We start from the raw sequence: 26988 nt of genomic DNA, 5'->3' as shown, positions 1-26988 counted from the left end.
AACTTTTCCACAGCTCCCTTAACCGCATCGAGGACTCCATGAAAATTGCTCTTACCACATCTGTATTAGCGCTCACAGCCGCATCTGCAATGGCTGATTGTTCCACCGTCACCTTCTCTGATGTCGGCTGGACAGATATCACGGCGACAACCGCAGTGGCCACGACAGTTCTGGAGGCCTTAGGCTACGACACCGAAACCCGCGTGCTGTCCGTGCCCGTCACATATGTGTCGTTGGAACAAGGCGATGTTGACGTCTTCTTGGGCAACTGGATGCCAACGATGGAGGCCGATATTGCCCCCTACCTCGAAAAAGGCACGGTTGATAGCTTGCGTGCCAACCTTGAGGGCGCGAAATACACGCTTGCCACCAACGCTGCGGGGGCGGCGCTTGGGATTACGGATTTCGCCGCGATTGCAGCACAGGCAGACGCGTTGGACGCAACGATTTTCGGGATCGAGCCGGGCAATGACGGGAACCGTTTGATCCTTGATATGATCACGGCCGATGCATTTGGTCTCAAAGACTTCGACGTTAAAGAAAGCTCCGAGCAAGGCATGTTGTCGCAAGTGGCCCGCCTATCGAAAAAGGACGAGCCAATTGTGTTCTTGGGATGGGCACCGCACCCGATGAACGCCAATTTCGACCTCACGTATCTATCGGGTGGCGATGAGTGGTTCGGGCCAAACTATGGCGGCGCAACCGTTCACACCAATACCCGCGCGGGCTATGTGGCGCAGTGTCCGAATGTCGGCGCGCTGCTCCAAAACCTGTCTTTCTCGCTTGAAATGGAAAACGAGATTATGGGGGCAATCCTCAATGACGGGATTGAGGCCACGGACGCCGCAAAAACATGGCTGACTGCGAACCCGTCCGTTTTGGATGCATGGCTTGACGGTGTAACAGCTGCCGACGAGACAGATGGTTTGAGCGCCGTCAAAACCGCTCTCGGGCTGTAACACCAAACCTGAATGCGGGGCCTTGCAGGTGATGCGAGGCCCCGACCCCGTCTTATACCCCCTCTTCGAAAGGCAGGCCCGCAGTGGATTGGCTGACGTCTCACAAGATCCCCGTTGGCGCCCTTGCAAGTGCAGCCTTTAACTGGATCAGCACACATGCCGAAGGCGGGCTTGATGCGCTATCCGTTGCCCTTGAGGCGATGATTGATACGTTTTTATGGGTACTGCAAACGCCCTCGCCTCTCATCATTATCGGCGTTTTTGTCACCCTGACATGGGTGATCCAACGCAACTGGAAAACTTGCGTTCTCGTGGCGCTGGGGTTTTTGTTTATCCTAAACCAAGACTATTGGGAGGAAACAACCGAAAGTCTGACACTCGTCATTTCGGCCTGTGTTGTGTGTATGTCCGTGGGGGTTCCCATCGGGATTGCGGCAGCGCACCGTCCGCGCCTGTATGCGGTGATGCGGCCCGTTCTAGACCTCATGCAGACCCTTCCTACATTCGTCTATCTCATTCCCGCCATTGTGTTTTTCGGCATCGGCATGGTGCCGGGCCTGATCGCCACCGTGATCTTTGTGCTGCCCGCGCCGATCCGCCTGACGCAACTTGGCATTGCCTCGACACCCGAGCGCCTCACCGAAGCTGTGCGCGCCTTTGGCGGCACCAACCGCGACGTGTTGATCAAGGCCGAATTGCCCTATGCCCTGCCCCAGATCATGGCGGGACTCAACCAGACGATCATGCTTGCGCTGTCCATGGTTGTGATCGCGGCCCTTGTGGGCGCGGACGGGTTAGGCGTGCCAGTTGTACGGGCGCTGAACCAAGTCAACACCGCGCTCGGATTTGAAAGCGGGATGGTGATTGTGGTGGTCGCCATCGTGCTTGATCGCATGCTGAACTGGGGGAAAGACACATGAGTGTCGCGGTCAAAATCGAAAACGTCTCTATTGTGTTTGGTGACGCGCCCGCCTCGGCGCTCCCGTTGATGGATGAGGGTCTTGATCGCACCACCGTGCAGGAAAAATCCGGTCAGGTTTTGGGCGTGCATGACTGTTCACTTGACGTCCACGAGGGTGAAATTCTGGTCCTGATGGGCCTGTCCGGGTCGGGGAAATCAACGCTGTTGCGTGCCGTGAACGGGCTAAATCCGGTGGTGCGCGGTGCGGTGCATGTGCGCGAGGGTGATACGCTCGTCAATGTCACGGATGCCTCACCCGCCGATTTGCGCCGTATTCGCCGCGAACGCGTGGCGATGGTGTTTCAACAATTTGGCCTGTTGCCATGGCGTAGTGTCGCGGAAAATGTCGGGCTTGGCCTTGAACTTGGCGGTATGGGCAAGGCGCAGCGGCGCAAGGTTGTCTTGGAGCAGCTTGATCTTGTTGGGCTTTCCGATTGGGCGGACAACAAGGTCAGTGAATTGTCGGGTGGCATGCAACAACGTGTCGGGCTCGCACGCGCCTTTGCGACCCAAGCCCCTATTCTACTAATGGACGAGCCGTTTTCGGCCCTCGATCCGCTGATCCGAACCAAGTTACAAGACGAGTTGTTAGAGCTGCAAGAGCGCCTGAAACGCACAATCATCTTTGTCAGTCATGATCTCGACGAGGCGTTCAAACTGGGCAATCGCATCGCCATGATGGACGGCGGGCGTATCGTGCAATGCGATACGCCAAACGGCATCGCCAAAACCCCCGTTGACGCGTATGTGGCTGAATTTGTGGCCCACTCCAACCCGCTCACCTTTTTGCGCGCAGGAGACGTGATGACGGCGCATGCGGGCAATGTAAGTGTCGCGGATGTCAGACATGTCGATGAACAAACGCCTGTTTTGGACTTCGCAGCGCATCTTACGGCAACGCACAGTCCGGTTATTGTGACGCGCAACGGCGTTGCAATCGGCGTGGTCACGTCTGAATCACTCCTGACCAAACTTGTGACACCGCACAGCGCGTGACGTACATCACCGGTTAATTGCCTACTTTAAAACACTAAAACCCGCGCCATTGAGCGCGGGTTTTACCGTTTAGGTCGACGGGAGGAGGTACCGACCTAGAGGGAGAATTTGATTAGACGGCTGCGGCGGCTTGCTCAGCGATTTCACGGATTTGACCGTGCGAAATACCGATGTCTGCGAGGTCGCGGTCTGTCATTGAGGCGAGTTCATTGTAAATTTTTGTGAACTCGGCACGTTGGGCGCGCCAGTGGCGCAGGCCGTCGATTGCGCGCTCTACACGAGCAGCAAAAGTGTCATGGGAAGTCAGGATTTGTGTTGCATAGGCCATATCGGTCTCCAGTATGCGGGCCATTTCGATGAGGCCCTTTTGAGGAATGGGCCTTTGAACAACGGCCCGTTTCGGATGTGATCTAAATGCGCCTAAAAGCGCTTTGGGACAATCGCCAAGATGGTCAACCCGCTATGCGATTGGCGCATACCTGAGGTAGTTAACGCATAGTTAATGGCGCAACATCACCACGCGAGTACCGCCGCACCTGCCCTCTCTTGCCCCTGACCTGTGATGTGTGGTTTATGACATCAACACCAAAGGAGCCTTTTATGACGCACGCGAAATCCATTTCAGTCGGCAACATCACCCTGTCCAATGACCTCGCCTTTGGCCTGATTGCGGGGCCATGCCAGTTGGAAAGTCTCGATCACGCGCGGATGTTGGCGGAAAAAATTGCCGAAAGCTGTGCCGCCACCAAAACCCCGTTCATCTTTAAGGGCTCATACGACAAGGCGAACCGCTCGTCTTTGGGTGGACAACGCGGCCTTGGTGCCGAGCAAGGTCTCGAAATCTTGTCGAAAATCCGTGACGAGTTCGGTTGCCCTGTGTTGACAGATGTCCATGAAACCCACCACTGCGCCATGGCGGCGCAGGCCGTCGATATCTTGCAGATCCCTGCGTTTCTGTGTCGTCAAACCGATTTGCTATTGGCCGCTGGGGAAACCGGCAAGGCGATCAACATCAAAAAGGGTCAATTCCTTGCGCCGTGGGATATGGACAATGTCGCAGCAAAGGTCGCGTCGACGGGCAATGAAAACATTATGCTCTGCGATCGCGGCACGTCCTTTGGTTACAATACGCTTGTGAGCGACTTTCGCGGCCTGCCCCGTATGGCACAAACCGGCTATCCCGTCTGTTTTGACGCGACACATTCGGTGCAACAGCCCGGCGGCAACGGCAACTCGTCGGGCGGAGATCGCACAATGGTGCCGCCGCTGGCGCGCGCCGCCGTCGCCGTTGGAACAGCGTGTCTGTTTATCGAGACGCACGAAGACCCTGACAACGCGCCCTCAGATGGGCCAAACATGATCCGTATCGAGGATCTTGGCCCGCTCCTTGGCACACTTCACGCCATCGACAGTGTGGTCAAAGGATTCTAACCTCGCGCCTCACGGCATTTTTGTCACAATGTGGTCCAATTTCAAACTGAATGGTCAAAATTGGGCCATACCTGTGGCATAGTCTCATGATCAAATGAACCCGTTAGAGGTTTAAATCGTATGAGGCATATCATGGCAACGGCAACACAACCGCTCCCGAAACAACCCGTCAAAACCGCACCCTTAGGTCCACGCAAACCGCAAAATGCGCCGCCTGTGAACTTTCGTGACTGGGCCGACATCTAGCCATTGCGCGGTGCACAGGGCTGACTAAACTGAACGCTCCCGAGTGTGAGTTGCCAATGTCACCACCCATGTCACCAGCTAGACCGCCTTCTGCGTCAGCGCCCGTTTCAACCATCCGCAACCTTGGACCCGCGTCCGATGCAAGTTTTGCACGCGCGGGGATCACGAGTGCGCAGCAGCTGCGCGACCTTGGTGCGGATGCGGCCTATGCCAAACTGCTAGCCTGTGGGTCTCAGCCGCATTTCATCGGCTACTATGCGTTGGTGATGGGCCTTCAGGGACGACCATGGAACGACTGCAAAGGCGATGAGAAAAAGGCGCTGCGCATACAATTCGACAGGCTTAAAGCCGAGAATTTGAAAAATCCGGACGCGCCACCCGCAGGCATCGAACAGATCTTGAATGCGATCGACACAGGCACAAAGCGTTAGACGCCGCCAATATTCATATATGCCCAATAAAAAAGACCGCCCCAAAAGGAGCGGTCTTTCGTGTTCTTTTGCCGTAAACCCGTATGGGTTTAGCCAACCAGTTCGAGACCGGAGAAGAAGTATGCGATTTCTGCAGCGGCCGTTTCAGGGGCGTCGGAACCGTGTACGGAGTTTTCACCGATGGAGAGTGCGAACTCTTTGCGGATTGTGCCGTCTGCCGCGTCTGCTGGGTTTGTTGCACCCATGACTTCGCGGTTTTTAGCGATTGCGTTTTCGCCTTCGAGAACCTGAACAACGATTGGCTCGGAGATCATGAACTCACACAATTCGCCAAAGAAGGGGCGCTCGGAGTGGACGCCGTAGAATTCTTGGGCTTGTGCAAGTGTCAATTGAATACGCTTGCTTGCAACGATGCGCAGGCCGGCCTCTTCGAACTTGGCGGCAATTGCGCCTGTCAGGTTGCGTTTTGTGGCGTCTGGTTTGATGATGGAGAATGTGCGCTGAATAGCCATGATGGACCTCATTGAATTGCGTTGATAGCGGTAACGACAACAGACCAATGGCCCGCGCCGCAAGATTGCGCGCCGATTACCACGCACAGAGGCCATTGAAAAGCGATGATTGCGAAAGCGGCGATTGACGCGGGACGCAAACACAGGCAATGGAAGCCCATGCTTAAAATCCACGATATCACATACTCCGTCGAAGGCCGCACTCTGATCGAGAACGCGTCTGTCACCGTCCCCACCGGCCACAAGGTTGGTATTGTCGGCCGTAATGGCGCGGGCAAAACCACGCTGTTTCGCATAATTCGCGGCGAATTGGGCCTTGAGGGCGGGTCGATTGAAATCCCGCGCGGCGCGCGCATTGGCGGTGTCGCCCAAGAGGTGCCCGGCAACGAGGTCTCTTTGATCAATACCGTTTTGGCATCTGATGAGGAGCGCGAGGCGTTGATGGCCGAGGCCGAAACCGCCACCGATCCGCACCGCATTGCCGAGGTTCAGACCCGTCTGGCGGACATTGATGCATGGAGCGCCGAAGGGCGCGCCTCAAGCATTCTCAAAGGGTTGGGCTTTACCGAATCCGAAATCCACATGCCCTGCTCCGCCTTTTCAGGTGGCTGGCGGATGCGTGTGGCCCTCGCGGGTGTCTTGTTCTCTCAGCCCGACTTTTTGCTGCTCGATGAGCCGACCAACTACCTCGATCTTGAGGGCGCGTTGTGGCTTGAGACTTACCTTGGTAAATATCCGCACACTGTGCTGTTGATTTCGCACGACCGTGCACTTTTGAACCGTGCTGTGGGTGCGATTTTGCATCTGGAGAGCAAAAAGCTGACGCTTTATACGGGCGGCTACGACGATTTCGCCAAAGCGCGCGCCGCCAAACGCGCCGTGATCGTCGCCGCGGCCAAGAAACAAGACCTGCAACGCGAACACCTGCAATCCTTTGTGGACCGGTTCAAGGCCAAGGCCTCCAAAGCGAAACAAGCGCAGTCACGTGTTAAGATGCTCGACAAGATGGTCAAAATCACCGCTCCCGAAGATGCGGCGCGCGTGGTCTTTACCTTCCCCGAACCCGAAGAGTTGTCACCGCCGATCATCAATATGGAAAACGTATCGGTGGGCTATGACGGCAAGCAAATTCTCGGCAAGCTCGACCTGCGCATCGACCAAGATGACCGTATTGCCCTCTTGGGCCGCAATGGTGAGGGCAAATCAACGCTCTCCAAATTGCTCTCGGATCGCTTGGAGCCGATGGGCGGACGCCTGACGCGCCACAACAAATTGCGCATCGGCTTTTTCGCGCAGCACCAAGTCGACGAGTTGCACCTCAATGAGACGCCCATTCAGCACCTTCAAAGTGCGATGCCGGGTGTTTTGCCGCCAAAATTGCGCGCGAAACTGGCGACCTTTGGTTTAGGGGCTGATCAGGCCGACACCGAAGTGGGCCGTCTATCGGGGGGCCAAAAAGCGCGTTTGTCGCTGTTACTGGCCACGCTTGATGCGCCGCACCTGCTGATCCTCGATGAGCCGACCAACCACCTTGATATCGAAAGCCGCGAGGCTCTTGTCGAGGCGCTGACCGCCTACACGGGCGCGGTTGTTTTGGTATCGCACGACATGCACTTGTTGTCGCTCGTGGCCGATCGGTTGTGGCTGGTTAAAGATGGCCATGTGGCGCCTTATTCAGACGATTTGGAAGCCTACCGCAATCTGTTGTTGCAAGGCGATGAAAAGCCAAAAGCTGAGAAAAAGCCCAAGGTTGCGCCAAAACCCGCGCGCAAAGCCACGCGTGAAGAAGTCCAAGCCCTCAAGGCCGATGCAAAGAAATGCGAAGAGCGGATGAGCAAATTGGAAGATATGTCCAAAAAGCTTCAGGTTAAACTAGCCGATCCTGCGTTGTATGAAGACAAAGAAGCGGCTGTGATTTGGCAAAAGAAATACGCCGAAGTCTGCGGTGCACAAGAGCGTGCCGAAGAGATGTGGATGACCGCGCTCGAAAAACTGGAAAAGGCGCAGGGCTAAGCGCCGTTCTGCCTCACGCGAGGTTACAAATCACAAAGATTGCGTTCGGCTCGCGCCCATGTTTGGGTGCGGGCCTCTTACATTTCAAGATGAGGATGCGCCATGACCCACACCGAGATCATCACTGCCTTTGTGACGCTCTTCGTGATCATTGACCCCATCGGCCTTGCGCCGTTGTTTGTGGGTTTGACGCCGCGCCTTGACGCCAAACACCGCCGCGCGATTGCCATTCGCGCGGTGTTTATCGCCTTTTGCATCTTGACGCTATTTGGCGTCTTAGGCGACCAAGTGCTTACGTTTGCAGGGATTTCCATGCCCGCCTTTCGCATTGCGGGGGGGATATTGTTGTTTTTGACCGCACTTGAAATGTTGTTCGAGAAACGGACAAAGCGGCGCGAGGAACATGCGCAACACCCCGAACATCAACCCGTCGAAGACCCCTCCGTCTTTCCATTGGCCACGCCGCTCTTGGCCGGTCCCGGTGCGATCACGTCAATGATTTTGTTGATGGACCAAAGCAATGGCCTTGTTGGCGCACTTGTTGTTGAATTGGTGCTGGTGTCCGTCCTCGCCATTGTTTTGCTATTCTTTGTTGTCTCCGGCTTTATGGAAAAGGTGCTCGGCGCGACTGGGATTAACGTGGTTACGCGGATCTTTGGCATGCTGCTTGCCGCACTCTCTGTCCAATTTGTGATCGACGGTGTGCGCGATGTGGTCGCTTTGTCCTACTGACATTTGCACCAATGCGCCCTATCTATACCCAATGACCAGTGATGACACCGCACGCGTATTGTATTTGTCGCTCCTGCTTGGCGCAGTGGGCTTTTACTATTTGATCTCCAACCGCAAACGGATGGGGCAAATGGTGCGCCATGCCGTGCTATGGGCGTTGATCTTTATCGGCATCCTTGCGGGTGTCGGTCTTTGGACAGATGTGAAACCCCGCCTCGCGCCTGCACAAATCAACCACGGCAATGGTGTTGTTGAAATCCCACGTGATCGCAGCGGGCATTATGTCGTCATCGCCAATGTAAACGGCGCAGACGTCGAGTTTCTGGTCGACACAGGCGCATCCAATGTCGTTTTATCCGCCGATGACGCCGCGCGCGTGGGCATCGATGTCGATGATCTTGCCTTTGTCGGTCAGGCACAAACGGCCAATGGCACGGTACGAACCGCACCTGTGCGCATTGACACGATGGAAATCGGCGGCATTCAGGACGACCGCGTCAAAGCCTATGTGACAGACGGCGAGCTGTTTGGATCACTGTTGGGTATGGAATATTTGCAGCGGTTCGAAAAGATCGAGATCAGCCGCGACAAGTTGATCCTGACCCGCTAACGCACACCCTATCCGTCCTTTTTATCGTCCGTATCTGCCTTTTTCTCCCACCGACCCGAGTCCTCGGACCAGTATTGCGCGGTGCATCCCGCATCGGTGAGCGATTTCCACTGGGTGCGGGCATGAGCGACTGCGTCCCCGTCATGCCCGTCGAACAAGATGCACACACGCTGCGCCGCGATAATCTCGGCGGCCGTAACATCCGCGCCCTCAATCGCCATCACACAACTTGCGCCATTGCCCCCTGATCCGGTCGTCAACAACACTGGCTGATCCGCGTCATGGTCGCCGCCCGCAATGCCGTGCGGCAAAAATCCCTCACGTTGCCAGAGACTTGCGTCGAGACGTTGAAGTGTTTGATCCTCGCGCCCACGCACCTCGACACGCCACCCCGCGCCGAGTGACTTTTCCACCAGAGTGGCCAAAGTCACGTCGAGCGGGTTGCGCGTGAGGTGATAGAAATAGGCGGCTCCCATCTGGATTTACTCCACCACTAGATCGTCGATGAGGCGGTTAAGCGCCAACACGCCCCACCCTGTTGCACCCTTTGGCGCCATCGCAGTCGGCGCTTTGACCTCGGCCACGCCCGCAATATCGAGGTGAATCCACGGCGTGCCCTCTTTGACAAAGCGTTGCAAATACTGCGCCGCCGTAATCGACCCTGCGGGACGCCCGCCAACGTTCTTCATGTCGGCCACATCGGATTTGAGTTGCTTGTCGTAGGACGCGCCAAGCGGTAGGCGCCATGCGCCCTCGCCCTCGATTTCGGCGGCCTTGAGGAAGGATTTGCAAAACGCATCATCGTTGGAAAACACACCCGCGTTATCATGGCCCAACCCAATAATGACCGCCCCCGTGAGGGTCGCCAAATCGATCATACCGCGCGGGGCAAAGCGCTCTTGTGTATACCACATCACGTCACACAGAACCATGCGGCCCTCAGCGTCGGTGTTGATGATTTCGACAGTGTCGCCCTTCATCGATTTGATCACATCTCCGGGGCGGATCGCGTTGCCGTCTGGCATGTTTTCGACCAAGCCGACAAGGCCCACAACGTTGGCTTTGACGCCGCGCAGGGCGATGGATTTCATCACACCGGCCACAACGCCCGCGCCGCCCATGTCCATGGTCATATCTTCCATGCCAGCGGCGGGTTTGATGGAAATGCCGCCCGTGTCGAACACCACGCCTTTGCCGACAAGCGCCAGTGGCGCGTCACCTTTGACGCCCTTGTTCCACTGCATCACCACGACCTTGGACGGGCTGCGCGAGCCCTGCCCCACGGCCAAAAGCGTGCGCATCCCAAGCGCCTCAAGCGCGGGTTCATCGAGCACTTCGACCTCGACGCCCAAGGCCGTGAGCGCCGCAAGGCGGTTGGAAAACTCGGTTGTGGTTAGAATGTTCGCAGGCTCGGTGACGAGATCGCGGGTGAAAAATACGCCCTCGGCCAAGGCACTGACAGACGCTGCATCGACCTCCTCGGGTTTGCTCACAGCGACCGTAACATGTGGCACCTCTTTGGCGGGACCAGCAGAGGTGTGATCGGTGAATTTATAGGCTTTGAGCAACGCGCCAAGGGCAATATCGCCGCCACGTTTGGGGTTGGTCACCTGAATAAGCGCGCCTGTTTTGCCCATGGCCGCTCCGATTGTGGCCCCCGCTTTGCGTGCCAGATCTGATGAGGTGTTGCGCGCCAGTTTCACAACCAAAAGCGTTTCGCTCGCAAGGCCCACCGGAAACGCAAGCGTCATCGCATCGCCTTCGTCCAATGCGGCAAATCCTGCGCTGTCGACAACGCGTTTGACCGCCCCTTTGGTGAGACGGTTCACGCGCCGCGCGGCTTGTCCCAATACGGCGTCCGGACCGATCAAAACGGCAACCAACGCCTCGCTGGTCGCAATTGCGTCGAGATCAGGTTCGATAACGGTCAAGTTGGCGGGTGATGTCATGGGGCAACTCCTAAAATCTGACGGGCCGCGCGTGCAGTATGCATATCGGCCTTTTTGTCATTGGTAACGGGCGCACGCGACAGTGACCAGAGCACTTTCCCGCTTTCAGCGCGCCACGGTTGACGTTAATGTTAGGGATAAGTTGCGTGTAGTCCTCGGGGGGGCACTCTTTGGGACGATTCGACAGATACCTTTTTCAACAGTTGCTGATGCTGTTCGGGTTCTTTTCGCTCGTTTTGATTCTGGTGTTCTGGGTGAATTCGGCGGTGTCGCTCCTTGATAAGTTGCTTGGAGACGGACAATCCGCGCGGGCGTTTTTCTACCTCACCTTGTTGTCACTGCCTTCGGTGATGTCGCGCGTGCTTGCGATTGCCGGATTTGCGGCGGCCGTGTTCGTCACAAATCGCCTCTCAAATGAATCCGAACTGGTTGTGGTACAGGCTTCTGGATATTCGCCTTATCGCTTGTCGCGGTCCGTTTTCGTCTTTTCCATCGTTGTGACGCTGATGATTGGGGTGTTGTCACACGCTCTTGTCCCGATGTCGCTACGCGAAGGGGCGTTGCGGCGCGCCGAACTGGCCCAAGACATGACGGCGCAGTTTCTAACCGAAGGCAGTTTTGTGCATCCCGGTGACGGGCTTACGTTTTATGTGCGCGAGATCACACCCGCCGGTGAGCTGCGCGATATCTATCTGTCGCGCAAAGATACGACTGGCGACCGCCAGAGCTTCAACGCTACCCGCGCCCTTTTGGTCAATGAACAAAACGGCCCGATGTTGTTGATGTTTGACGGGATGGTGCAAGATTACACAAACAGCAACCGCACTTTGGCTGTGACGCGGTTTGACAGCTTTGCCTATGCCCTTGGCCCGTTGTTCGACACCACTGCCGTTCCTGCGCCAAGGCCCTCCTCGACGGACTCGTATACATTGATGCGCGCAACACCCGAAGAATTGGCGCGGTTGGGCACAACCCAACAAGAGGTCCGCACCTTGATCCACGACCGCAACCGCGCGCCGCTTTTGGCGATTGCTGCGGCGATGATCGGATTTGCAACCCTTTTGGCGGGTGGGTTTTCGCGCTTTGGATTGTGGCGCCAGATCGTCTTTGCCATCGTGCTTTTGATTGTCGTCAAAATATTAGACACCTCTGCCGCTGAGAGTGTCGGACGCAGCGCGCAGTTGTGGTTTATGGCCTATCTGCCCGCCGTGGCGGGATTGAGCATCGCGTATGGTATGTTGTGGCGTGCGGCAAATCCGCGATTGCGTCCCCTAGCGGCGGTGCGAGGAGACGCGCCATGACACTGGATTACTATTTTGCACGGCGGTTTTTACGCGCCCTTATGATTGTCGGCGGCGCATTCGCCGGCTTGATTGTGATGATTGAAATGCTTGAGTTGGCGAGCAAGTTTTCTGATGCGGGCCTGAGCACGCGCACGCTCTTCTCGTTTGCTATGCTGCGCCTGCCCGCTACGATTTATGAGTTGTTGCCCATCGTCATCGCCCTGTCCACGCTTGTGATGTTTTTGGGGCTGGCGCGCTCATCGGAACTGGTGGTGACACGGGCCGCGGGTCGCTCTGCCATGCGGGCGTTGGTGCCCCCTGTGATCATGGCGTTTGTGTTCGGCTTGCTAACCGTGGGCGTGCTCAACCCGCTCGCGGCTGCGGCGTCACGCGAATACGACCAACGCGCCGCGCAAATGACCGGCAAAGCGGCGCAAGCCTTTTCTATCTCCGACGAAGGTCTTTGGCTGCGCGAGGGGGACGATAGCGGCCAAACGGTCATCCGTGCATCACGCTCCAATTTCGACGCCTCGATCCTGAGAGATGTGACGTTTTTGGGGTTTGAGACCAGTGGCACCTTGAAATTTCGCATTGAGGCCGATCAGGCGCAAATCGAACAGGGCAATTGGATGCTCACCGATGCAAAGCACTGGGCGCTCGACGCAGGGACGCAAAACCCCGAAGCGGGCGCGACCGTACACCCGACGATGAAATTGCCCACACAGCTGTCGACCGATGAAATACGCGACCGGTTTGGCAAGCCCAAAGAAGTCAATATTTGGGATCTACCCGCTTATATCTCTAAACTTGAAGCCTCCGGTTTTTCGGCGCGCTCTTATAAGATGTGGCTGCAAAGTGAACTTGCGCTACCGCTATCTTTCGTCGCCATGGTTTTGATTGCTGCGGGGCTGACGATGCGGCACACGCGTCTGGGGGGCACGGCCAAGCGGGTGTTGATCGCAATATTGCTCGCCTTCCTGTTTTTCTTTCTGCGCAACTTCGCTAGTATCCTGGGACAAAGCGGAGAGGTTCCGATTGGCTTGGCGGCGTGGGGTGCGCCTGTGGCCGTCATCCTTGCCGCAACGGCGTTGTTATTGCATTTGGAGGACGGGTAATGGTGTCGCGCAGGGTTTTACGTGCGGCCTGTCTATCCTTGATCGGGATATCTGGCGCGGCCTTTAACATTTTGGCTCCACACGGATCAGTGGCCTACGCCCAAACAGCCCCCACAGCCACCCTTGTCGCAGACTCGGTTGCGTTTGACGGCACATCGCTGCGCGCCACGGGACATGTCGAAATCTTTTATGGTGATGTGCATCTCACATCTGGTGCGATCCGCTATGACCGCGCCAGTGGCGCCTTGTCGATTGAGGGGCCGATCCGTCTGAGCGATCCTGAGGGAAAAACCGTCATCTATGCTCAAGCGGCGCAATTGGACGCCGATCTGCGCAACGGGATTTTGACCTCGGCACGCTTGGTCATTGATCAACAGCTACAACTGGCCAGTACACAGATTGATGTCGTGGACGGGCGGTATACACAGCTGAGCAACACCGTCACATCCGCGTGCAAGGTCTGCGCGACAAATCCCACCCCGCTATGGGAAATTCGCGCGCGCAGCGTCATTCACGACAATCAAGACAGGCAAGTCTATTTCACGGATGCACAGTTTCGCGTGGCAGGTGTCCCAATCGCATATCTTCCGCATCTGCGCCTTCCCGACCCGACACTCAAACGCGCGACAGGGTTTATGATCCCAAGCTTGCACAACTCCACCACGCTCGGTTGGGGGGCTGAAATCCCTTATTTTATCAAACTTGGCGATCACCGCGATCTGACACTTGCGCCGTTCGTGTCCTCCGAAACGCGCACACTCAAACTCGGCTACCGCCAAGCCTTTGTGACCGGCGATTTGACAGTTCAGAGCGCCGTCACATCGGACGCGATATCGGACGGGCTACGCGGGTATATATTCGCCAATGGCGCTTGGGACGTTGCGGGCGGATATACGCTTGGCGTCGATCTACGCCTGACCTCAGACATCAGCTACCTCATTGATTATGATATATATTCAGGGGATCGATTGAGATCCAACGTCACAGTGTCACGGTTTGACGCCGACAGCGGGTTTGATGCCGCTGTTATCACATCGCGCAGCTTGCGTGAATCCGAGATCTCGATCAAGGATACAATCCCCTTTGTCTTGGGCGAGGCCACCTATAGCCAAAGTACCGAGTTTGACCGGCTACCTGGCACCTTGACCTATGGCCTATCAGCCTCGGGATTTTTGCGCCGCTCGGACGTGGACACGGCCCTGTCAACAACGGCGGGCGGCATGGATGTATTGCGCTTGGGCGGGTCTTTGGGATGGGCGCATAGCCTCACTACCCAATCGGGTGTACGTCTCAAGGCGGACGCGGGCCTTGACCTCAATCTTTATACCATTCGTCAAAACAGTGATTATGACACGGCAACAGCACGGGTGACGCCGCAGACATCGGCCCTGATCAGCTATCCGATGGTTCGCACCACGGCAGGTGGCGCGCGCCAAATCGTCGAGCCGTTTGCACAGCTTGGGTGGGCCCAAACCTATGGGGGCGATATTCCCAACTCTGACAGTACCCTGTTGGAGCTTGATGAGGGCAACATGCTCAATCTGACCCGCTTTCCGGGATATGACCGCTCGGGATCGGGGGCGAGTTCCGCAGTTGGTCTGCGGTTCACATCAGTCGCCCCCACTGCGCATTATGGCCTGACCGTGGGACGCGTTGAAGAGATTAACCCCTCGGACACCACATCCTTGCTCGGGTCTGGCGTCAACTGGGTGGTGGGCGGCTTTGCGACATTTGATACCGGCTTTAACGTGGTGTCGCGCGGTATTTTTGATGCGTCTCTTGATTTATCCTCATGGGAGACGCGGTTCGGGCTATCGCGTAACAGCTACTCTGTGTCGGGCACACATGCCTATGGCATAGCCGATACAGGTGCGGGACGTGAGGCCGATATTAACGAGCTGCGCCTCGAAAGTGGCGTGAAGCTGTCATCCTACTGGAGCGCCGAGGCCGACCTGCGCCACGATCTTATTGATAATCTGACGAACTCGGCGGGTCTTGGCCTTACATTCCAGAATGAATGCACAAAGGTGGAACTGGGCGTCTCGCATCGCTACACCGATACTGCGGCCTTAGACCCCGATACGACCTATTCGCTAAAGATCGGGTTTGGCGCCTTTGGTGATACGGGCAAACGTGCGCGCAGCAGCTGTGGCGTGATGCCATAATGAACCGCGCAATCCGCTTGGCCCGAAAGGCGAAACGCACTAAGAAGAACCGACCGAACGACCAGAGCAAAGACATGAGGGTGAGTATGACACGCACAGTGCACGACCGCGAGAGCCACACACAGCGCCGTTTTTCACGCATGGTGATATGCGCCACACTGGCCGTTTCTCTTATGACCGCCACGTTGGCACCGCGCGCGGCTGAGGCTCAAAACCTGTTTGCCCCCGTTGTGCAGGTCAATGACCAGATTATTACACGCTATGAGATTGATCAGCGGATCAAGTTGATGACCGCGATTGGCGGGGGCGCCACGCAGAGCGTTGCACGCGAGGCTCTGATCAACGAGCGCTTACAAATCGCGGCAGCGCGCCGTGATGGCCTTGTCGCCACAGACGCAGGGATCAAAGCGGGCATCGAAGAGTTCGCCGCACGCGGCAACCTGTCGGGTGACGAATTACTCGCCTTTCTCGCCAAGAGCGGCGTTGCCTACGAAAGCTTTCGCGACTTTGTCACGGTTGGTATCGTGTGGCGCGATTATGCCCGCGCGCGTTTTGCCTCCAAAGTCACGATTTCCGAAGCGGAAATTGACCGTGCCCTGCAACAAAACGGGCCATCTGGTGGCTTGCGGGTTTTGTTGTCTGAAATCTTCTTGCCCGCCCGCGATGCCACCGAGCGCGCAGCCTCTGAACGCCTTGCGGCCAACATCACGGCCAAGCCCACAGTAGCCGCCTTTGCCGCTGCCGCGCGCGCCTATTCCGTGGCACCAAGCAAAGACAAAAGTGGCCGCCTTGATTGGGTGCCGCTGGGCAATCTCCCCCCCGCTTTGCAATCGTCAATCTCATCGCTGACCACGGGCGGCATCACGGCCCCGCTACAAACCGCCAACGCCATCGGACTGTTTCAGCTGCGCGGCCTGCAAGAGGTCGACGTTGCAACACCGACCCCCACATCGATTGAATACGCGGCCTATTACATTGCGGGCGGACGCTCGGAGGCGGCGACAACACGCGCGGCAAAAGTCGCGGCGCAAGTCGACACCTGTGATGATCTCTACGGCATCGCCAAGGGCGAGCCAGAAAGCACGCTCGAGATTGACACGCTTGCCTTTGCAGATATTCCAACGGATGTCGCCGTAGAACTTGCCAAACTGGACACAGGCGAGATTTCGACCGCCCTCACCCGCGCCAATGGACAAACCTTGGTATTCTTGATGATGTGCGGTCGTAATTTTGCCGAAACGGGTACAGCCGACCGCGAGACTGTTCGCAACACACTTCAGGGAAAACGCCTGACAGCCCTCGCAGACAGCTACCTGTCCGAGTTGAAGGCTGACGCGGTCATCACCTACAAATAAGGAGCACTTGCCATGACGGGCGTGCCTGCACCGATCGCATTGACATGCGGCGAACCCGCGGGCGTTGGCCCCGAACTGGCGCTCAAAGCGGCCGCAAACCTAGAGGGGCGCGTGCCGTTCTTTTGGATCGGCGATCCGCGCCACCTTCCCCGCACCACCGACATTTTCGAGATCGATGATCCCGCCGAGGCCATGCATGTCCCCACCGGACGCCTTGCGGTTTTGCGCCACGACTTTGCGCGCCCAACACAGGCCGGAACTCCAGATCACGCCAACGCACAAGGGGTTGTCGATGTTATTGGCCGCGCCGTGTCTCTTGTACGATCTGGCAAAGCCTCCGCCGTTTGCACCGCACCGATCAACAAGAAAGTCCTCCAAGATGGGGCTGGCTTTGCCTATCCGGGTCATACCGAATTTCTGGCCCATCTGGGCGGGGTTGACCGCGTGGTGATGATGCTCGCCTGTCCACAATTGCGCGTGGTGCCAACGACGATCCACATCGCCCTCAAAGATGTGCCAGAGGCGTTTACACCCGATCTTTTGGACGCAACCATCCGCATCACTGCCGCCGATCTCAAACGGTTTTGGGGCATTTCCAACCCGCGCATCGCCATCGCGGGGCTCAATCCGCACGCGGGCGAAGGTGGGGCCATGGGCCACGAAGAAGGCGATTGGATGATCCCGCTGATCGCAAGTCTCAAGGCCGAAGGCTACGCGCTCAAGGGTCCGATGCCCCCCGACACGATGTTTCACGCCAAAGCCCGTGACGGCTACGATGTTGCGATTTGTGCCTACCATGACCAAGCGCTGATCCCGATCAAGACCATCGATTTTGCGGGCGGCGTCAACGTGACGCTTGGCCTGCCGTTTATCCGCACCTCTCCCGACCACGGCACCGCGTTTGATATCGCAGGCACCGGCGTGGCCGATCCCACTTCCCTTATCGCGGCGCTCGACATGGCGTGGCACATGGCGCATGCAAGCGCGAAAGGCCCAACCAAATGAGTGCCCTTGATGGACTACCGACCCTGCGCGATGTGATTGAGCAACATGATCTTGTTGCGAAGAAATCCATGGGGCAAAACTTTTTGCTCGACCTCAATCTGACGGCAAAGATCGCGCGACAAGCGGGGGATTTGAGCCAGTGTGATGTGCTTGAAATCGGTCCCGGTCCGGGTGGTTTGACGCGTGGTCTGTTGGCGGAGGGCGCACGCAAAGTCCTTGCCGTGGAAAAAGACCGCCGCGTGATGGGCGCACTTGCCGAGATTGCCGCACATTATCCGAACCGCCTTGAGGTGATCAACGCGGACGCGCTGACGCTCAACCCCTTGGAGCGCTTGACGCCGCCCGTGCGTGTTGTGTCCAACCTGCCCTATAACATCGGCACCGAATTGCTTGTGCGGTGGTTGACGCCCAAAGAGTGGCCACCCTATTGGACCTCGCTGACGCTGATGTTCCAAAAGGAAGTGGCCGAACGCATAGTCGCCCAGCCAGGGTCCAAAAAATATGGCCGCCTCGCGATTTTGAGCCAATGGCGCGCCACCCCGCATATCGTGATGGAACTGCCCCCCGAGGCCTTTAGCCCACCGCCCAAAGTGCACTCTGCCGTGGTCCATTTCGAAGCGCTTGCCGCCCCCCGTTTTGATGCCGACCCACAGGTGTTGGAACGTATTGTGGCCGCCGGTTTCAATCAACGCCGCAAGATGCTGCGCGCGTCCCTCAAAGGTGTTGGTGCAGATATCCAAGACCGCCTTGTGGCAGCAGGGATCAAACCCACCGACCGCGCCGAACAAGTCCCCATTGAAGGATGGTGCGCCTTGGCCCGCGAAGTGGCCAAGGGGTAAACGCGCACATCCCGCACGCGCCACACCCGAGAACAATCAAAAACGCCCGCGCCTCCAAAGGGGCGCGGGCGTTTATGTCATGTCAGACACACCAATGGTGCATCTCGATCATCTCAAATCTATTCAGCAGCTTCCGAGGAATCCCCACGTGGTGTCGGTGTTTGCGACTCTTCTGTGGATTGCTCAGGTTTTGGCTGACGTGGTGCGCGCGGTTTGCGTGGCGCACGTGGGCGTTTTGGCTTTGCCTCTTGCTCAGGTGTCGCCACCAAGCCGTTGTCTTTGGCCTCACCGTCTTGCGTCTCGCGCGCGGGTGCATCGAACCCGACATCAGGTTGATCCCCTTCGCCCGCCACAGGGGCCGCGGCGTTGCGCTCATCTTGCTTGCGTTGACGCTCTGCACGCTCGTCATCGTGACGTTTTTGACGCTCTTCGCGCTCTGCACGTTCGTCGTCGTGACGCTTTTGACGCTCTTCGCGTTCGCGCTCTTGCTGTTCACGTTGGATATCCAGCTCTTTTTGAGCCTCACCCAACATGCGCACGTAATGCTCAGCGTGTTGTTGGAAGTTTTCAGCGGCAACACGGTCATTGCTCAAATGAGCATCACCTGCCAACTGATTGTATTTATCAATGATTTGCTGCGGCGTGCCGCGCACACGGCTCTCAGGTCCGGAGCTATCGAACACACGGTTTACAACGTTACCGACAGTATTGGAACGGGTACGGTTGTTTTTTGACCGCGAGCGATTTTTCGTAGATCTCATGTATCTGCCTTTTGAGCCTAAATGCGCCGATTATGATCGGTGGCGCTTGCCATACACTTGGTGCGTCTCAAGCGCTCGGGAAAGAGCGATGCGAGGCTACACTATTCGGGTAGGTGTGATCGGGGTCAAACGGCCCACTGAACACTCTTTCAATCACCACATACCGCCTAACTTTACAAGACGTTTTTCCACCAAAGCCATAATTTATGTTTAATTGCGCGGCATTTTGCAGCGATTTAAGAAGAAATCCGCGCTATTTCTCAAAATTGCGCGGATGTGGATTTGGCACCTGTGCGCGCACCACACGGTCGCGCCCATCAAGATCACGGATCACCCGCACGCCTTTGAACCCCTGCGCCAGCAGCAGATCACACACCGCGCTGCCCTGTGTCGGGCCGATCTCCATCACAATACGTCCGCGCGGCCCGAGGTGGGCGCGCGCACCTGCGGCCAAGGCGCGGTAGGCCGTCAATCCATCCGCCTCATCGGTCAACGCCATGCGTGGCTCATGCCCCAATTCGGGCGCAAGACCTGCCATCTCGTCGTGGGCAATATACGGCGGGTTGGAGACGATCAAATCAAATGTCCCCGTGACCCCCGCAAACCAATCCGCATGTAAAAATCGCGCCTTTGACGCCACGCCGAGCGCCTGCGCATTGCGCGCCGCAACATCAAGTGCGGCGGGTGAGGCATCGGTCCCTACCCCTTTGGCCAAAGGCTGTTCAAGTAGCAATGTCAACAAGATAGCCCCCGACCCTACACCAAGATCAAGCACCGAAGTGAACGGCAGTGAGAGCGCCTCTTGCACAAGGATTTCGGTTTCGGGACGCGGATCTAGCACGTCAGACGTCACGATAAAATCGCGCCCGTAAAAATTGCGCCTCCCGAGGATATGCGAGACAGGTTCCCGCAAAATCCGGCGGTCAATCGCAGCCTCAAATGCCAGATACGCCGCTGGTGATATCTCGTCTGGCATGACAAGCGTCAGGCGGTCCGAGGCAATGCCAAGCACATGCGCCATCACCACCCGCGCATCACGCGGCGCGCCGTCTATCTGCGCTTGTACGAGCCGCTTTGTCCCCGCAATAAGAGCCGCTTGTACCGTGCGCACAGGTGGGTGCGTCACCCTTCCATCTCCGCCAAAAGACTGGATTGATGATCCGAAATCAGTGCCTCGATCACCTCGTCAAGATCGCCGTTCATCACCGCGTCCAACTTGTAAAGCGTCAGGTTGATCCGGTGATCGGTCATGCGCCCCTGCGGGAAATTGTAGGTGCGAATGCGCTCGGAGCGATCGCCAGAACCGACTTGGCTTTTGCGTGTGGCCGAGCGTTCGTCATGGAGCTTTTGGCGCTCCATATCATAGAGCCGCGCCTTGAGCACATTCATCGCAATCTCGCGGTTGCGGTGTTGCGACTTTTCAGCCGACACCACGATAATACCCGTGGGCAAGTGCGTGATCCGAACGGCCGAATCCGTGGTGTTAACATGTTGGCCGCCCGCGCCAGACGCACGCATGGTATCGATGCGAATGTCATTGGCTTGGATATCGATATCGACGTCTTTGGCCTCGGGCAAAACCGCGACTGTGGCCGCCGATGTATGTACGCGCCCCTGACTTTCGGTTTCGGGCACACGCTGCACACGGTGAACGCCGCTCTCGAATTTGAGGCGCGCGAACACGCCGGCCCCTTGCACGTTGGCGGTGACGGATTTTATGCCGCCAACCTCGCCCTCCTGCATCTCGATGATCTCAAATGTCCAGCGCTGCGCCTCGGCGTAGCGTTGATACATCCGCAACAAATCCCCCGCGAACAGTGCGGCCTCGTCACCGCCTGTCCCTGGTCGGATTTCCAAGATCGCCGATCCGTTGTCGGCCGCATCTTTGGGCAAAAGCGCAAGTTGAAGCGCCTCTTCGGCGGCTGGAATCTGCTCTTTGAGCGCGGGGATTTCCTCCTCCGCCAACTCTTTCATATCGGGATCGGCCAGCATGGCCTGTGCCTCGTCAAGATCGGCCAACAGCCCTTGGTAGGCGCGGACCTGTTCGACAACGGGGCGCAATTCGGAATACTCGCGGCCAAGGGCGGCAATATCGCCCTCGCCTTGTGACATCGCGGCCTCAAGGTATTCGAAACGCTGGATGATCTGATATAATCTGTCTTGTGGTATCATGGCGAGATGTGTTGCCTGTGAACGCCTGTGCGGTCAAGTGGTTTCACCCACAAAGCTGTTATAAGCCCGCCGCCGCGCGCCATGCGGCGATCCGTGCAGCGTTCACGCCCATGTCGCTTGAGCCAAAGCGCAGTCGCGCAAGGATCGCAACATCGGCACCCTGCCCGTCTTGTCCTGCGCGCGCCTCAAAGGTGGTAAAATCGGGAAATCCCCAGAGTTTGGAGCGCGTCATATAGGTCATGCGCCCCTCTTCAATCGATCCGGCGATCAAACGTGTGCGCGCGGTCGCCTCAGCCACACGCGCCAAACGCGTGAGCACCTGCGAGGGGGCTATGTCGGCTTGAAAAAGATCACGTGCACCGCCCGGCGCAGGGTCGGCGGCCACAAACGGATCAATGTGCCACCGCGCCGCATCTGTGGGCGCCAATCGAATGTAACCGACAAGCAACGCCAAGGCTCCAAGGCCGCTTAATAGCAACAATTTCATGTTACGCTCCTATAGTTGCGCGTCATGCTCACACAGGCGCACACAAAGGTCCACACGAACAGCGCGTTAGGCCTGCGCAGCCTTTTCCTCAAGGGCCAACCATTCCTCTTCGGCATCCGATAGCGCGTTGTGACGCTCGATCAGCATGTCGGAGGCTTTGGCAAACTTCACCGGTTCGCGCGTAAACAGATCGGCGTCAGACATCAGCTCGCCCAATTTGGCAATCTCCGCCTCAATCCGTGCGATTTCATCGGGCAAGACCTCTAGGCGATGCTTTTCGGTAAATGAAAGGCCCGCGTCCTTGGACGATGTGGTCGCGCTTGTTTTAGTCGATGATTTCGATGCGGATTTTGCCTCGGCCTTGGCCACGCTGCGATCGCCGCGCTGGCGAATGTAGTCGGACCACCCACCCGGATAGACAGTCGCCTCGCCATTGCCTTCCATCGCAATGGTTTGGGTTGCCACGCGGTCGATAAAGTCACGGTCGTGCGAGACCAACAAAACCGTACCCTCAAAATCGGTGAGCAACTCTTGCAACAGATCGAGCGTTTCAATGTCGAGATCGTTGGTCGGCTCATCGAGAACCAAAAGGTTCGATGGCGCAGCCATGATTTTGGCCAAGAGCAAACGGGCTTTTTCACCCCCAGACAAGGACGCCACGGGCGCGCGCGCTTGGGCTTCGTTGAACAAGAACTCTTTGAGGTAGCCCACAACATGCTTGGGCGTGCCGCGCACCATGATCTGATCGGCTTTGCCCGAAACCCGCATATCCTTGTCTGACGTCATCGCCTCCCACAAAGACAAATCTTCGCGCAGGTTTGAACGGGTCTGATCAAACACAGCCATATCCAATTTGGTGCCGCGCTTGACGGTGCCGGAATCAGGTTCCAATTCGCCCGTCAGCATTTTGAGCAAGGTGGTTTTGCCGATGCCATTCGGCCCGACAAAAGCAATGCGATCCCCACGGCCAACCTTGATCGAGAAATCACGCAGCAATGTGCGCTCGCCAAAGGCCTTTGAAATCCCTTCGGCCTCAATGACGCGCTTGCCCGAGGTCTCGGACACTTCCAATTCCATCGCCGCCGTCCCTTGGCGTTTGATCTGGCCCGCCTTGGTCTCGCGCAATTCATTGAGGGCGCGCACGCGGCCTTGGTTGCGTTTGCGGCGGGCGGAAATACCCTCGACCGCCCAACGGGCCTCGGCCTTGATCTTGCGGTTTAGCTTGTGGCGCTCTTGGTCCTCTTCGTCCCAAATCTTGTCGCGCCATTCCTCGAACTGGGCAAATCCCTGTTCTTGGCGGCGCACTGCGCCACGGTCGATCCACAATGTGGCACGGGTCAGCGCATTGAGAAAGGCACGGTCGTGCGAAATCAGAACATACGCGGTCTTTGTCGTCTTTAGCTCGTTTTCAAGCCATGCAATCGCCTCGATATCGAGGTGGTTGGTCGGCTCATCGAGCAGCATGAGTTCAGGCGCTTCTGCCAAAAGCTTGGCCAGAGCAGCGCGGCGGCGCTCCCCACCCGATGCGGTCGCGATCAAGCCGTCAGGATTGAATTTCAACCCTTCGGCGACCATGTCGACCTTATAGGTCTCCGCAGGGTCCAACCCGGAGGCTGCAAATTCGCCCAAGGTTTCGAACCCCTCCATTTTCGGGTCTTGGTCCATGTAGCCCACGGAGGTCGCAGGCCCAAGAACGCGTGAGCCGCTATCTGCCTCAACCAGACCCGCCATCACCTTCATCAAGGTGGACTTGCCCGAGCCATTCCGGCCAACAAGCGCGACACGGTCGCCCTCTTGGACAACGAGGCTAAGCCCCGCAAATACGGGATCACCGCCGAATGTCAGCGAGATGTCGGAGATCTGGAGAAGGGGTGCACGTGCCATGCGCAAACCGCTAGCCGCGCCCGCGAGAAAGGTCAACCTGCCACGACACGCATAACGCCGATGAGACGCAAAAAATCACATAGCGGCGGCGCGCAGCAACTTTTTGCGGGCATCGGGAATCGACGCGATTTCCACGCCCGTAAACACATGCATCGTGCCCAACTGGCGATCCACCACCGCGTGATCGGACACCCACCCGCCCATCATCAGGTAGGTTTTGAGCAAGGGCGGCATGGCGCGCGCCGCACGTTTGGCATCCGGCTTGCGGCGCAAACGGGCGGCGAACTTGAACACATTGGGAGCTTTGATCTTTGGCAACCAGTGTTTGGGGCCGATATGGCGGTGTTTGAGCATGGCCAAGGCATCGCCGTGCACCATCCAATCCGTCCCCTCAAAGCTCGAGCACCCGAACAGAAGATCAATACCGCTTGCGTCGACATAGGCGGTCATTGCGGCCCATGCGATGCGTAATACATCGGCGTCCTGCCAGTCAGGGTGAATGCAAAAACGCCCCACCTCCATCATACGACCCTCATAGCGCGCAAGGGCGTCTAGGTCATAATACTGGGCGCAGTAACTGCGCGACAGATCACCACCGCCCTGAAAATCCTGAAAGCGGTAAGTACACACAAGCTGCCCCGTTTTGGCGTCTTCGATCAAAACATGGCGGCACAGAGCATCAAAATCGTCACTGTCCAATCCGCTACCTGACCCGCGTTGCCCGCGCGCCGTTACAAACGCCAGATGTCGCAAGCGCTGTGCTGCCTCGACATCCGCAGACGTGGCGGCAAAGCGCACATTGAAACGCCCTTTGCGCGTTGAGACTGCTGGAAATATGGCCGCAAACATGGCGAAATACGCCCTCACTGGTTGGCACGCACGGCACGCGTGCAGCATGGATCACTATGTGCCCGCACACGGTCGCACGCAAGTGTCACGTTCATATGACAGCCCCTAGGTGCAATGCCCCTTGTCCACCGGCGCGCGCGCCATATCTTTAGACCAACCTTATGAGGGAGACGAATATGACAAAAGTCACCAAAACCGCGGCGCAATGGCGTGAAGAGTTGGATGCAGAGACCTACCGCGTCACCCGTGAACACGGAACCGAACGCGCATACTCACACGAAGGATTCCCAAAAGAGCCGGGGATATTCACCTGTGCCTGTTGTGGTGCGGCCCTGTTCACCCAAGAGACCAAATATGAAAGCCACTGTGGCTGGCCTGCGTTTTACGCCCCCAAAAGCGATGCGCCCATTGGCGAGACGCGCGACACCACCCACGGCATGGTGCGCACCGAGGTGCATTGCGATGATTGTGGCGCCCATCTAGGCCATGTGTTCGATGACGGCCCACAGCCCACGGGACAACGCTATTGCATCAACGGCGTCTCGATCCGGTTTCATCCCAGTGACAACACCGCGAAAGCCTAAATAAAAAAGATCGCGGGCACATGAGGGCCGCGATCTGTTTCAGGAACATGTTGGATCGTTATTGCAGCAATGAGCTGGTATCGATCCGGCCAAGGTTGCCGAACAACTGCTGAAGGAACGTCACACCGCGCGTATTCGCGGTTGTCACACGCCGCGACAAGGCCACGACACGGCCGTCAGACAGGCCAAACCGTTCAACATTGCTCACGACACCTTTAGCGTCGAATGAGATTGCGACGACCTGACGGTCAATTTCTTTTGGCGCAAACGCACCAAGGGTCTGAAACTGTGAGCGCACGTAATACCACCCTGTGGCATCCAAAAGCCCTTCTGCACTTGGGCGGCCAATAGAATTTGCCACCGTCTGCACCGTGTCGGTCCCAACCGTTACTTGGTCCAACTCGGCCTCTGATGGCACATAGCCGTGATTGCGGGTCTGGGCCACACAGGCGCTCAATACGGCAATGGCCGCGACCGCAACACATGCGCGGATCAGACGTGTCATGGAAATGTGATCTGGACGCTTATACATATGCCCTCGTGCCTCTTCGCTCTTGTAATGCGCGAACGCGCCTCATATTCGGCTTATAGAAACACCGCCGAACGATCAAGGAGGCTTCACATGTCTAAAACCGGACTGACACATTGGGGGGTGCCTGTGCGCCTGAGCGATCTGAGCGCTTCACGGCCCCATAAATTCAAACTGGACCCCACGGCGGAGCATATGCAAAGCGTGGCGGATACGCTTGGGCTTGATGGATTGCGAAAGCTGCGCTTTAGCGGCACCCTCACCCCGATTGGCAAAAGCGATTGGCAGCTCACGGGCGAGATCGGCGCAACCGTCACCCAACCCTGTGTGGCCACATTGCATCCCGTGGTGACGCGGCTCGACGAGCCTGTGGTGCGCAGCTACCTGTCGCACCTCACCGAGATGGAGGGCGACGAGACCGCCGAGGGCGATTCAGAAATCGAAATGCCCGAGGATGACACCCGCGAAGCCCTACCGGCGGAGTTGTCTCTTACGGATGTGGCGATTGAGGCGCTGGCTCTTGCATTGCCCGCTTATCCGCGTGCCGAAGGTGCACAGCTTGCCCGCACCCAATTCACCGAAAGCGGCAAAGACGCCCTGACGGATGATGACGTAAAGCCCTTTGCCGGCCTCAAAGCACTGCGTGACAAGCTGGAAAAAGACGACTAGAAGGACCAAAGAAAGACCCGTGAACAAAGGGGTTGCAACATACACGATTCCGAGTATGTTCCCGGCCTCGTTTACGTGAACGATTTTCGCTTGCGGCGCAGCCAATGCGCAGCGCCCGCGAGGATCGCAAACTGGGCCAACTGGCCCGCAAACACTGGACCTTTTGGTCCGCTCATTAGGGGCCGAATGGTCCGCAAATCGGGGCAATCGCCCCCATCTACCGAGGTTGTGACATGGCTGTCCCCAAAAGTAAGATTACTGGTTCCCGTCGCGGCATGCGTCGTTCGCATGATGCACTGGTTGCAAGTAACCCCACCGAATGTCCGTCTTGCGGCGAGCTCAAGCGTCCCCACCACGTGTGTGGCGCATGCGGCACTTACGCAGACCGTGAAGTAATTGCACAAGCCGACGAGATCGATCTCGACGACGACGCAGCATAAGCACCTTTTGG

The 26988-nt window shown here is 57.4% G+C and carries 29 protein-coding genes; 17 read left to right on the top strand and 12 right to left on the bottom strand.

What is annotated here, in order from left to right:
* The first annotated feature begins 38 nt into the window (after positions 1-38).
* From choX to choV, 3 genes are all read left to right on the top strand, one after another.
* Positions 39-959, top strand: a complete 921-nt coding sequence (choX, locus tag IMCC12053_RS01575) for a choline ABC transporter substrate-binding protein (protein ID WP_062215068.1) — start codon at positions 39-41, stop codon at positions 957-959.
* 83 nt (positions 960-1042) lie between these two features.
* Complete coding sequence (choW, locus tag IMCC12053_RS01570) at positions 1043-1879, top strand: choline ABC transporter permease subunit (protein ID WP_062215066.1); 837 nt, start codon at positions 1043-1045, stop codon at positions 1877-1879.
* On the top strand, positions 1876-2916 hold the full coding sequence (gene choV, locus IMCC12053_RS01565; RefSeq protein WP_062215064.1) for a choline ABC transporter ATP-binding protein: 1041 nt from the start codon (positions 1876-1878) through the stop codon (positions 2914-2916). Before choW ends, choV begins: the two co-directional genes overlap by 4 nt.
* 112 nt (positions 2917-3028) lie before the next feature.
* On the opposite strand, the gene IMCC12053_RS01560 is transcribed toward choV, so the two are convergent.
* Positions 3029-3268, bottom strand: coding sequence for a DUF1127 domain-containing protein (locus tag IMCC12053_RS01560; RefSeq protein ID WP_062215062.1), 240 nt, complete (start codon positions 3266-3268; stop codon positions 3029-3031).
* Positions 3269-3516: 248 nt separating this feature from the next.
* On the opposite strand from IMCC12053_RS01560, the gene kdsA reads away from it, so the two are divergent.
* Positions 3517-4347 carry a 3-deoxy-8-phosphooctulonate synthase gene (kdsA, locus tag IMCC12053_RS01555; protein WP_062215060.1) on the top strand — a complete coding sequence of 277 codons (831 nt, stop codon included), beginning with the start codon at positions 3517-3519 and terminating at the stop codon, positions 4345-4347.
* Between the two features lie 314 nt (positions 4348-4661).
* Positions 4662-5024, top strand: a complete 363-nt coding sequence (locus IMCC12053_RS01550; protein ID WP_062220731.1) for a TfoX/Sxy family DNA transformation protein — start codon at positions 4662-4664, stop codon at positions 5022-5024.
* Between the two features lie 89 nt (positions 5025-5113).
* On the opposite strand, the gene ndk is transcribed toward IMCC12053_RS01550, so the two are convergent.
* Positions 5114-5536 carry a nucleoside-diphosphate kinase gene (ndk, locus tag IMCC12053_RS01545; protein ID WP_062215058.1) on the bottom strand — a complete coding sequence of 141 codons (423 nt, stop codon included), beginning with the start codon at positions 5534-5536 and terminating at the stop codon, positions 5114-5116.
* A gap of 159 nt (positions 5537-5695) precedes the next feature.
* Between ndk and IMCC12053_RS01540 the strand changes: the two genes are divergently transcribed.
* From IMCC12053_RS01540 to IMCC12053_RS01530, 3 genes are all read left to right on the top strand, one after another.
* Positions 5696-7549, top strand: coding sequence for an ABC-F family ATP-binding cassette domain-containing protein (locus IMCC12053_RS01540; RefSeq protein WP_062220727.1), 1854 nt, complete (start codon positions 5696-5698; stop codon positions 7547-7549).
* A 102-nt stretch (positions 7550-7651) separates the two neighbouring features.
* Positions 7652-8281, top strand: coding sequence for a MarC family protein (locus tag IMCC12053_RS01535; RefSeq protein ID WP_062215056.1), 630 nt, complete (start codon positions 7652-7654; stop codon positions 8279-8281).
* A 31-nt stretch (positions 8282-8312) separates the two neighbouring features.
* On the top strand, positions 8313-8891 hold the full coding sequence (locus IMCC12053_RS01530) for a retropepsin-like aspartic protease family protein (RefSeq protein ID WP_062215054.1): 579 nt from the start codon (positions 8313-8315) through the stop codon (positions 8889-8891).
* Between the two features lie 8 nt (positions 8892-8899).
* Here the strand turns inward: IMCC12053_RS01530 and IMCC12053_RS01525 are convergent, their stop codons facing one another.
* Positions 8900-9367 (bottom strand): DNA polymerase III subunit chi, encoded by a 468-nt coding sequence (locus IMCC12053_RS01525; protein ID WP_062215052.1) that lies wholly within the window; start codon positions 9365-9367, stop codon positions 8900-8902.
* Positions 9368-9373: 6 nt separating this feature from the next.
* Positions 9374-10840, bottom strand: a complete 1467-nt coding sequence (locus tag IMCC12053_RS01520) for a leucyl aminopeptidase (protein WP_062215050.1) — start codon at positions 10838-10840, stop codon at positions 9374-9376.
* A gap of 170 nt (positions 10841-11010) precedes the next feature.
* On the opposite strand from IMCC12053_RS01520, the gene IMCC12053_RS01515 reads away from it, so the two are divergent.
* The 6 genes from IMCC12053_RS01515 (at position 11011) to rsmA (ending at position 18602) form a co-directional block, all read left to right on the top strand.
* Positions 11011-12141 carry an LptF/LptG family permease gene (locus tag IMCC12053_RS01515; RefSeq protein WP_074906208.1) on the top strand — a complete coding sequence of 377 codons (1131 nt, stop codon included), beginning with the start codon at positions 11011-11013 and terminating at the stop codon, positions 12139-12141.
* The gene (lptG, locus tag IMCC12053_RS01510) at positions 12138-13238 is read left to right on the top strand and encodes an LPS export ABC transporter permease LptG (protein WP_062215046.1); all 1101 of its coding nucleotides are present in this window, start codon (positions 12138-12140) and stop codon (positions 13236-13238) included. The genes IMCC12053_RS01515 and lptG overlap by 4 nt, the downstream gene beginning before the upstream one ends.
* On the top strand, positions 13238-15403 hold the full coding sequence (locus IMCC12053_RS01505; protein ID WP_062215044.1) for an LPS-assembly protein LptD: 2166 nt from the start codon (positions 13238-13240) through the stop codon (positions 15401-15403). Before lptG ends, IMCC12053_RS01505 begins: the two co-directional genes overlap by 1 nt.
* Before the next feature lie 86 nt (positions 15404-15489).
* A complete protein-coding gene (locus IMCC12053_RS01500) occupies positions 15490-16758 on the top strand; it encodes a peptidylprolyl isomerase (RefSeq protein ID WP_062215042.1) in 1269 nt (422 codons plus the stop codon).
* 21 nt (positions 16759-16779) lie between these two features.
* Complete coding sequence (gene pdxA / locus IMCC12053_RS01495; protein ID WP_062220724.1) at positions 16780-17763, top strand: 4-hydroxythreonine-4-phosphate dehydrogenase PdxA; 984 nt, start codon at positions 16780-16782, stop codon at positions 17761-17763.
* Positions 17760-18602: a 16S rRNA (adenine(1518)-N(6)/adenine(1519)-N(6))-dimethyltransferase RsmA gene (gene rsmA / locus IMCC12053_RS01490; RefSeq protein ID WP_062215040.1), complete on the top strand. Its 843-nt coding sequence runs from the start codon at positions 17760-17762 to the stop codon at positions 18600-18602. Before pdxA ends, rsmA begins: the two co-directional genes overlap by 4 nt.
* A gap of 119 nt (positions 18603-18721) precedes the next feature.
* On the opposite strand, the gene IMCC12053_RS01485 is transcribed toward rsmA, so the two are convergent.
* The 6 genes from IMCC12053_RS01485 to IMCC12053_RS01460 form a co-directional block, all read right to left on the bottom strand.
* Complete coding sequence (locus IMCC12053_RS01485; protein WP_062215038.1) at positions 18722-19363, bottom strand: DUF4167 domain-containing protein; 642 nt, start codon at positions 19361-19363, stop codon at positions 18722-18724.
* 253 nt (positions 19364-19616) lie between these two features.
* Positions 19617-20489 (bottom strand): peptide chain release factor N(5)-glutamine methyltransferase, encoded by an 873-nt coding sequence (gene prmC / locus IMCC12053_RS01480; RefSeq protein ID WP_236852496.1) that lies wholly within the window; start codon positions 20487-20489, stop codon positions 19617-19619.
* A complete protein-coding gene (gene prfA, locus IMCC12053_RS01475; RefSeq protein ID WP_062215037.1) occupies positions 20486-21535 on the bottom strand; it encodes a peptide chain release factor 1 in 1050 nt (349 codons plus the stop codon). Before prfA ends, prmC begins: the two co-directional genes overlap by 4 nt.
* Before the next feature lie 58 nt (positions 21536-21593).
* Positions 21594-22022: a DUF1499 domain-containing protein gene (locus IMCC12053_RS01470; RefSeq protein ID WP_062215035.1), complete on the bottom strand. Its 429-nt coding sequence runs from the start codon at positions 22020-22022 to the stop codon at positions 21594-21596.
* A 66-nt stretch (positions 22023-22088) separates the two neighbouring features.
* Positions 22089-23906, bottom strand: a complete 1818-nt coding sequence (locus IMCC12053_RS01465; RefSeq protein WP_062220718.1) for an ABC-F family ATP-binding cassette domain-containing protein — start codon at positions 23904-23906, stop codon at positions 22089-22091.
* Between the two features lie 75 nt (positions 23907-23981).
* A complete protein-coding gene (locus IMCC12053_RS01460) occupies positions 23982-24755 on the bottom strand; it encodes a GNAT family N-acetyltransferase (RefSeq protein WP_062215033.1) in 774 nt (257 codons plus the stop codon).
* 176 nt (positions 24756-24931) lie between these two features.
* Between IMCC12053_RS01460 and msrB the strand changes: the two genes are divergently transcribed.
* Complete coding sequence (msrB, locus tag IMCC12053_RS01455; RefSeq protein WP_062215031.1) at positions 24932-25339, top strand: peptide-methionine (R)-S-oxide reductase MsrB; 408 nt, start codon at positions 24932-24934, stop codon at positions 25337-25339.
* A gap of 58 nt (positions 25340-25397) precedes the next feature.
* Here msrB and IMCC12053_RS01450 read toward each other — a convergent pair whose 3' ends face one another.
* The gene (locus tag IMCC12053_RS01450) at positions 25398-25871 is read right to left on the bottom strand and encodes an outer membrane protein assembly factor BamE (RefSeq protein ID WP_062215029.1); all 474 of its coding nucleotides are present in this window, start codon (positions 25869-25871) and stop codon (positions 25398-25400) included.
* A gap of 90 nt (positions 25872-25961) precedes the next feature.
* Here IMCC12053_RS01450 and IMCC12053_RS01445 point away from each other — a divergent pair, with 90 nt between their 5' ends.
* Positions 25962-26537, top strand: coding sequence for a YceD family protein (locus IMCC12053_RS01445; protein ID WP_062215027.1), 576 nt, complete (start codon positions 25962-25964; stop codon positions 26535-26537).
* 71 nt (positions 26538-26608) lie between these two features.
* Here the strand turns inward: IMCC12053_RS01445 and IMCC12053_RS15905 are convergent, their stop codons facing one another.
* Entirely contained in the window at positions 26609-26827 is a 219-nt protein-coding gene (locus IMCC12053_RS15905; RefSeq protein WP_169775290.1) for a hypothetical protein, read from the bottom strand.
* On the opposite strand from IMCC12053_RS15905, the gene rpmF reads away from it, so the two are divergent.
* Positions 26771-26977 (top strand): 50S ribosomal protein L32, encoded by a 207-nt coding sequence (rpmF, locus tag IMCC12053_RS15535; RefSeq protein ID WP_074906205.1) that lies wholly within the window; start codon positions 26771-26773, stop codon positions 26975-26977. The two genes, IMCC12053_RS15905 and rpmF, sit on opposite strands and share 57 nt — an antisense overlap.
* Positions 26978-26988 lie beyond the last annotated feature (11 nt).

This window comes from Celeribacter marinus (genome assembly GCF_001308265.1).
GTDB classification, from domain to species: domain Bacteria; phylum Pseudomonadota; class Alphaproteobacteria; order Rhodobacterales; family Rhodobacteraceae; genus Celeribacter; species Celeribacter marinus.
This window is presented reverse-complemented; position numbering and strand designations above follow the sequence as displayed.

What these genes read in the sequence shown, in the direction of transcription:
- choX (WP_062215068.1), top strand. Translation starts at nt 39, where the DNA reads ATGAAAATTGCTCTTACCACATCTGTATTAGCGCTCACAGCCGCATCT.
- choV (WP_062215064.1), top strand. Translation starts at nt 1,876, where the DNA reads ATGAGTGTCGCGGTCAAAATCGAAAACGTCTCTATTGTGTTTGGTGAC.
- IMCC12053_RS01560 (WP_062215062.1), bottom strand. Translation starts at nt 3,268, where the DNA reads ATGGCCCGCATACTGGAGACCGATATGGCCTATGCAACACAAATCCTG.
- kdsA (WP_062215060.1), top strand. Translation starts at nt 3,517, where the DNA reads ATGACGCACGCGAAATCCATTTCAGTCGGCAACATCACCCTGTCCAAT.
- IMCC12053_RS01550 (WP_062220731.1), top strand. Translation starts at nt 4,662, where the DNA reads ATGTCACCAGCTAGACCGCCTTCTGCGTCAGCGCCCGTTTCAACCATC.
- ndk (WP_062215058.1), bottom strand. Translation starts at nt 5,536, where the DNA reads ATGGCTATTCAGCGCACATTCTCCATCATCAAACCAGACGCCACAAAA.
- IMCC12053_RS01540 (WP_062220727.1), top strand. Translation starts at nt 5,696, where the DNA reads ATGCTTAAAATCCACGATATCACATACTCCGTCGAAGGCCGCACTCTG.
- IMCC12053_RS01535 (WP_062215056.1), top strand. Translation starts at nt 7,652, where the DNA reads ATGACCCACACCGAGATCATCACTGCCTTTGTGACGCTCTTCGTGATC.
- IMCC12053_RS01530 (WP_062215054.1), top strand. Translation starts at nt 8,313, where the DNA reads ATGACCAGTGATGACACCGCACGCGTATTGTATTTGTCGCTCCTGCTT.
- IMCC12053_RS01525 (WP_062215052.1), bottom strand. Translation starts at nt 9,367, where the DNA reads ATGGGAGCCGCCTATTTCTATCACCTCACGCGCAACCCGCTCGACGTG.
- IMCC12053_RS01520 (WP_062215050.1), bottom strand. Translation starts at nt 10,840, where the DNA reads ATGACATCACCCGCCAACTTGACCGTTATCGAACCTGATCTCGACGCA.
- lptG (WP_062215046.1), top strand. Translation starts at nt 12,138, where the DNA reads ATGACACTGGATTACTATTTTGCACGGCGGTTTTTACGCGCCCTTATG.
- IMCC12053_RS01505 (WP_062215044.1), top strand. Translation starts at nt 13,238, where the DNA reads ATGGTGTCGCGCAGGGTTTTACGTGCGGCCTGTCTATCCTTGATCGGG.
- IMCC12053_RS01500 (WP_062215042.1), top strand. Translation starts at nt 15,490, where the DNA reads ATGACACGCACAGTGCACGACCGCGAGAGCCACACACAGCGCCGTTTT.
- rsmA (WP_062215040.1), top strand. Translation starts at nt 17,760, where the DNA reads ATGAGTGCCCTTGATGGACTACCGACCCTGCGCGATGTGATTGAGCAA.
- IMCC12053_RS01485 (WP_062215038.1), bottom strand. Translation starts at nt 19,363, where the DNA reads ATGAGATCTACGAAAAATCGCTCGCGGTCAAAAAACAACCGTACCCGT.
- prfA (WP_062215037.1), bottom strand. Translation starts at nt 21,535, where the DNA reads ATGATACCACAAGACAGATTATATCAGATCATCCAGCGTTTCGAATAC.
- IMCC12053_RS01470 (WP_062215035.1), bottom strand. Translation starts at nt 22,022, where the DNA reads ATGAAATTGTTGCTATTAAGCGGCCTTGGAGCCTTGGCGTTGCTTGTC.
- IMCC12053_RS01465 (WP_062220718.1), bottom strand. Translation starts at nt 23,906, where the DNA reads ATGGCACGTGCACCCCTTCTCCAGATCTCCGACATCTCGCTGACATTC.
- IMCC12053_RS01460 (WP_062215033.1), bottom strand. Translation starts at nt 24,755, where the DNA reads ATGTTTGCGGCCATATTTCCAGCAGTCTCAACGCGCAAAGGGCGTTTC.
- msrB (WP_062215031.1), top strand. Translation starts at nt 24,932, where the DNA reads ATGACAAAAGTCACCAAAACCGCGGCGCAATGGCGTGAAGAGTTGGAT.
- IMCC12053_RS01450 (WP_062215029.1), bottom strand. Translation starts at nt 25,871, where the DNA reads ATGTATAAGCGTCCAGATCACATTTCCATGACACGTCTGATCCGCGCA.
- IMCC12053_RS01445 (WP_062215027.1), top strand. Translation starts at nt 25,962, where the DNA reads ATGTCTAAAACCGGACTGACACATTGGGGGGTGCCTGTGCGCCTGAGC.
- rpmF (WP_074906205.1), top strand. Translation starts at nt 26,771, where the DNA reads ATGGCTGTCCCCAAAAGTAAGATTACTGGTTCCCGTCGCGGCATGCGT.
- IMCC12053_RS15905 (WP_169775290.1), bottom strand. Translation starts at nt 26,827, where the DNA reads ATGCGAACGACGCATGCCGCGACGGGAACCAGTAATCTTACTTTTGGG.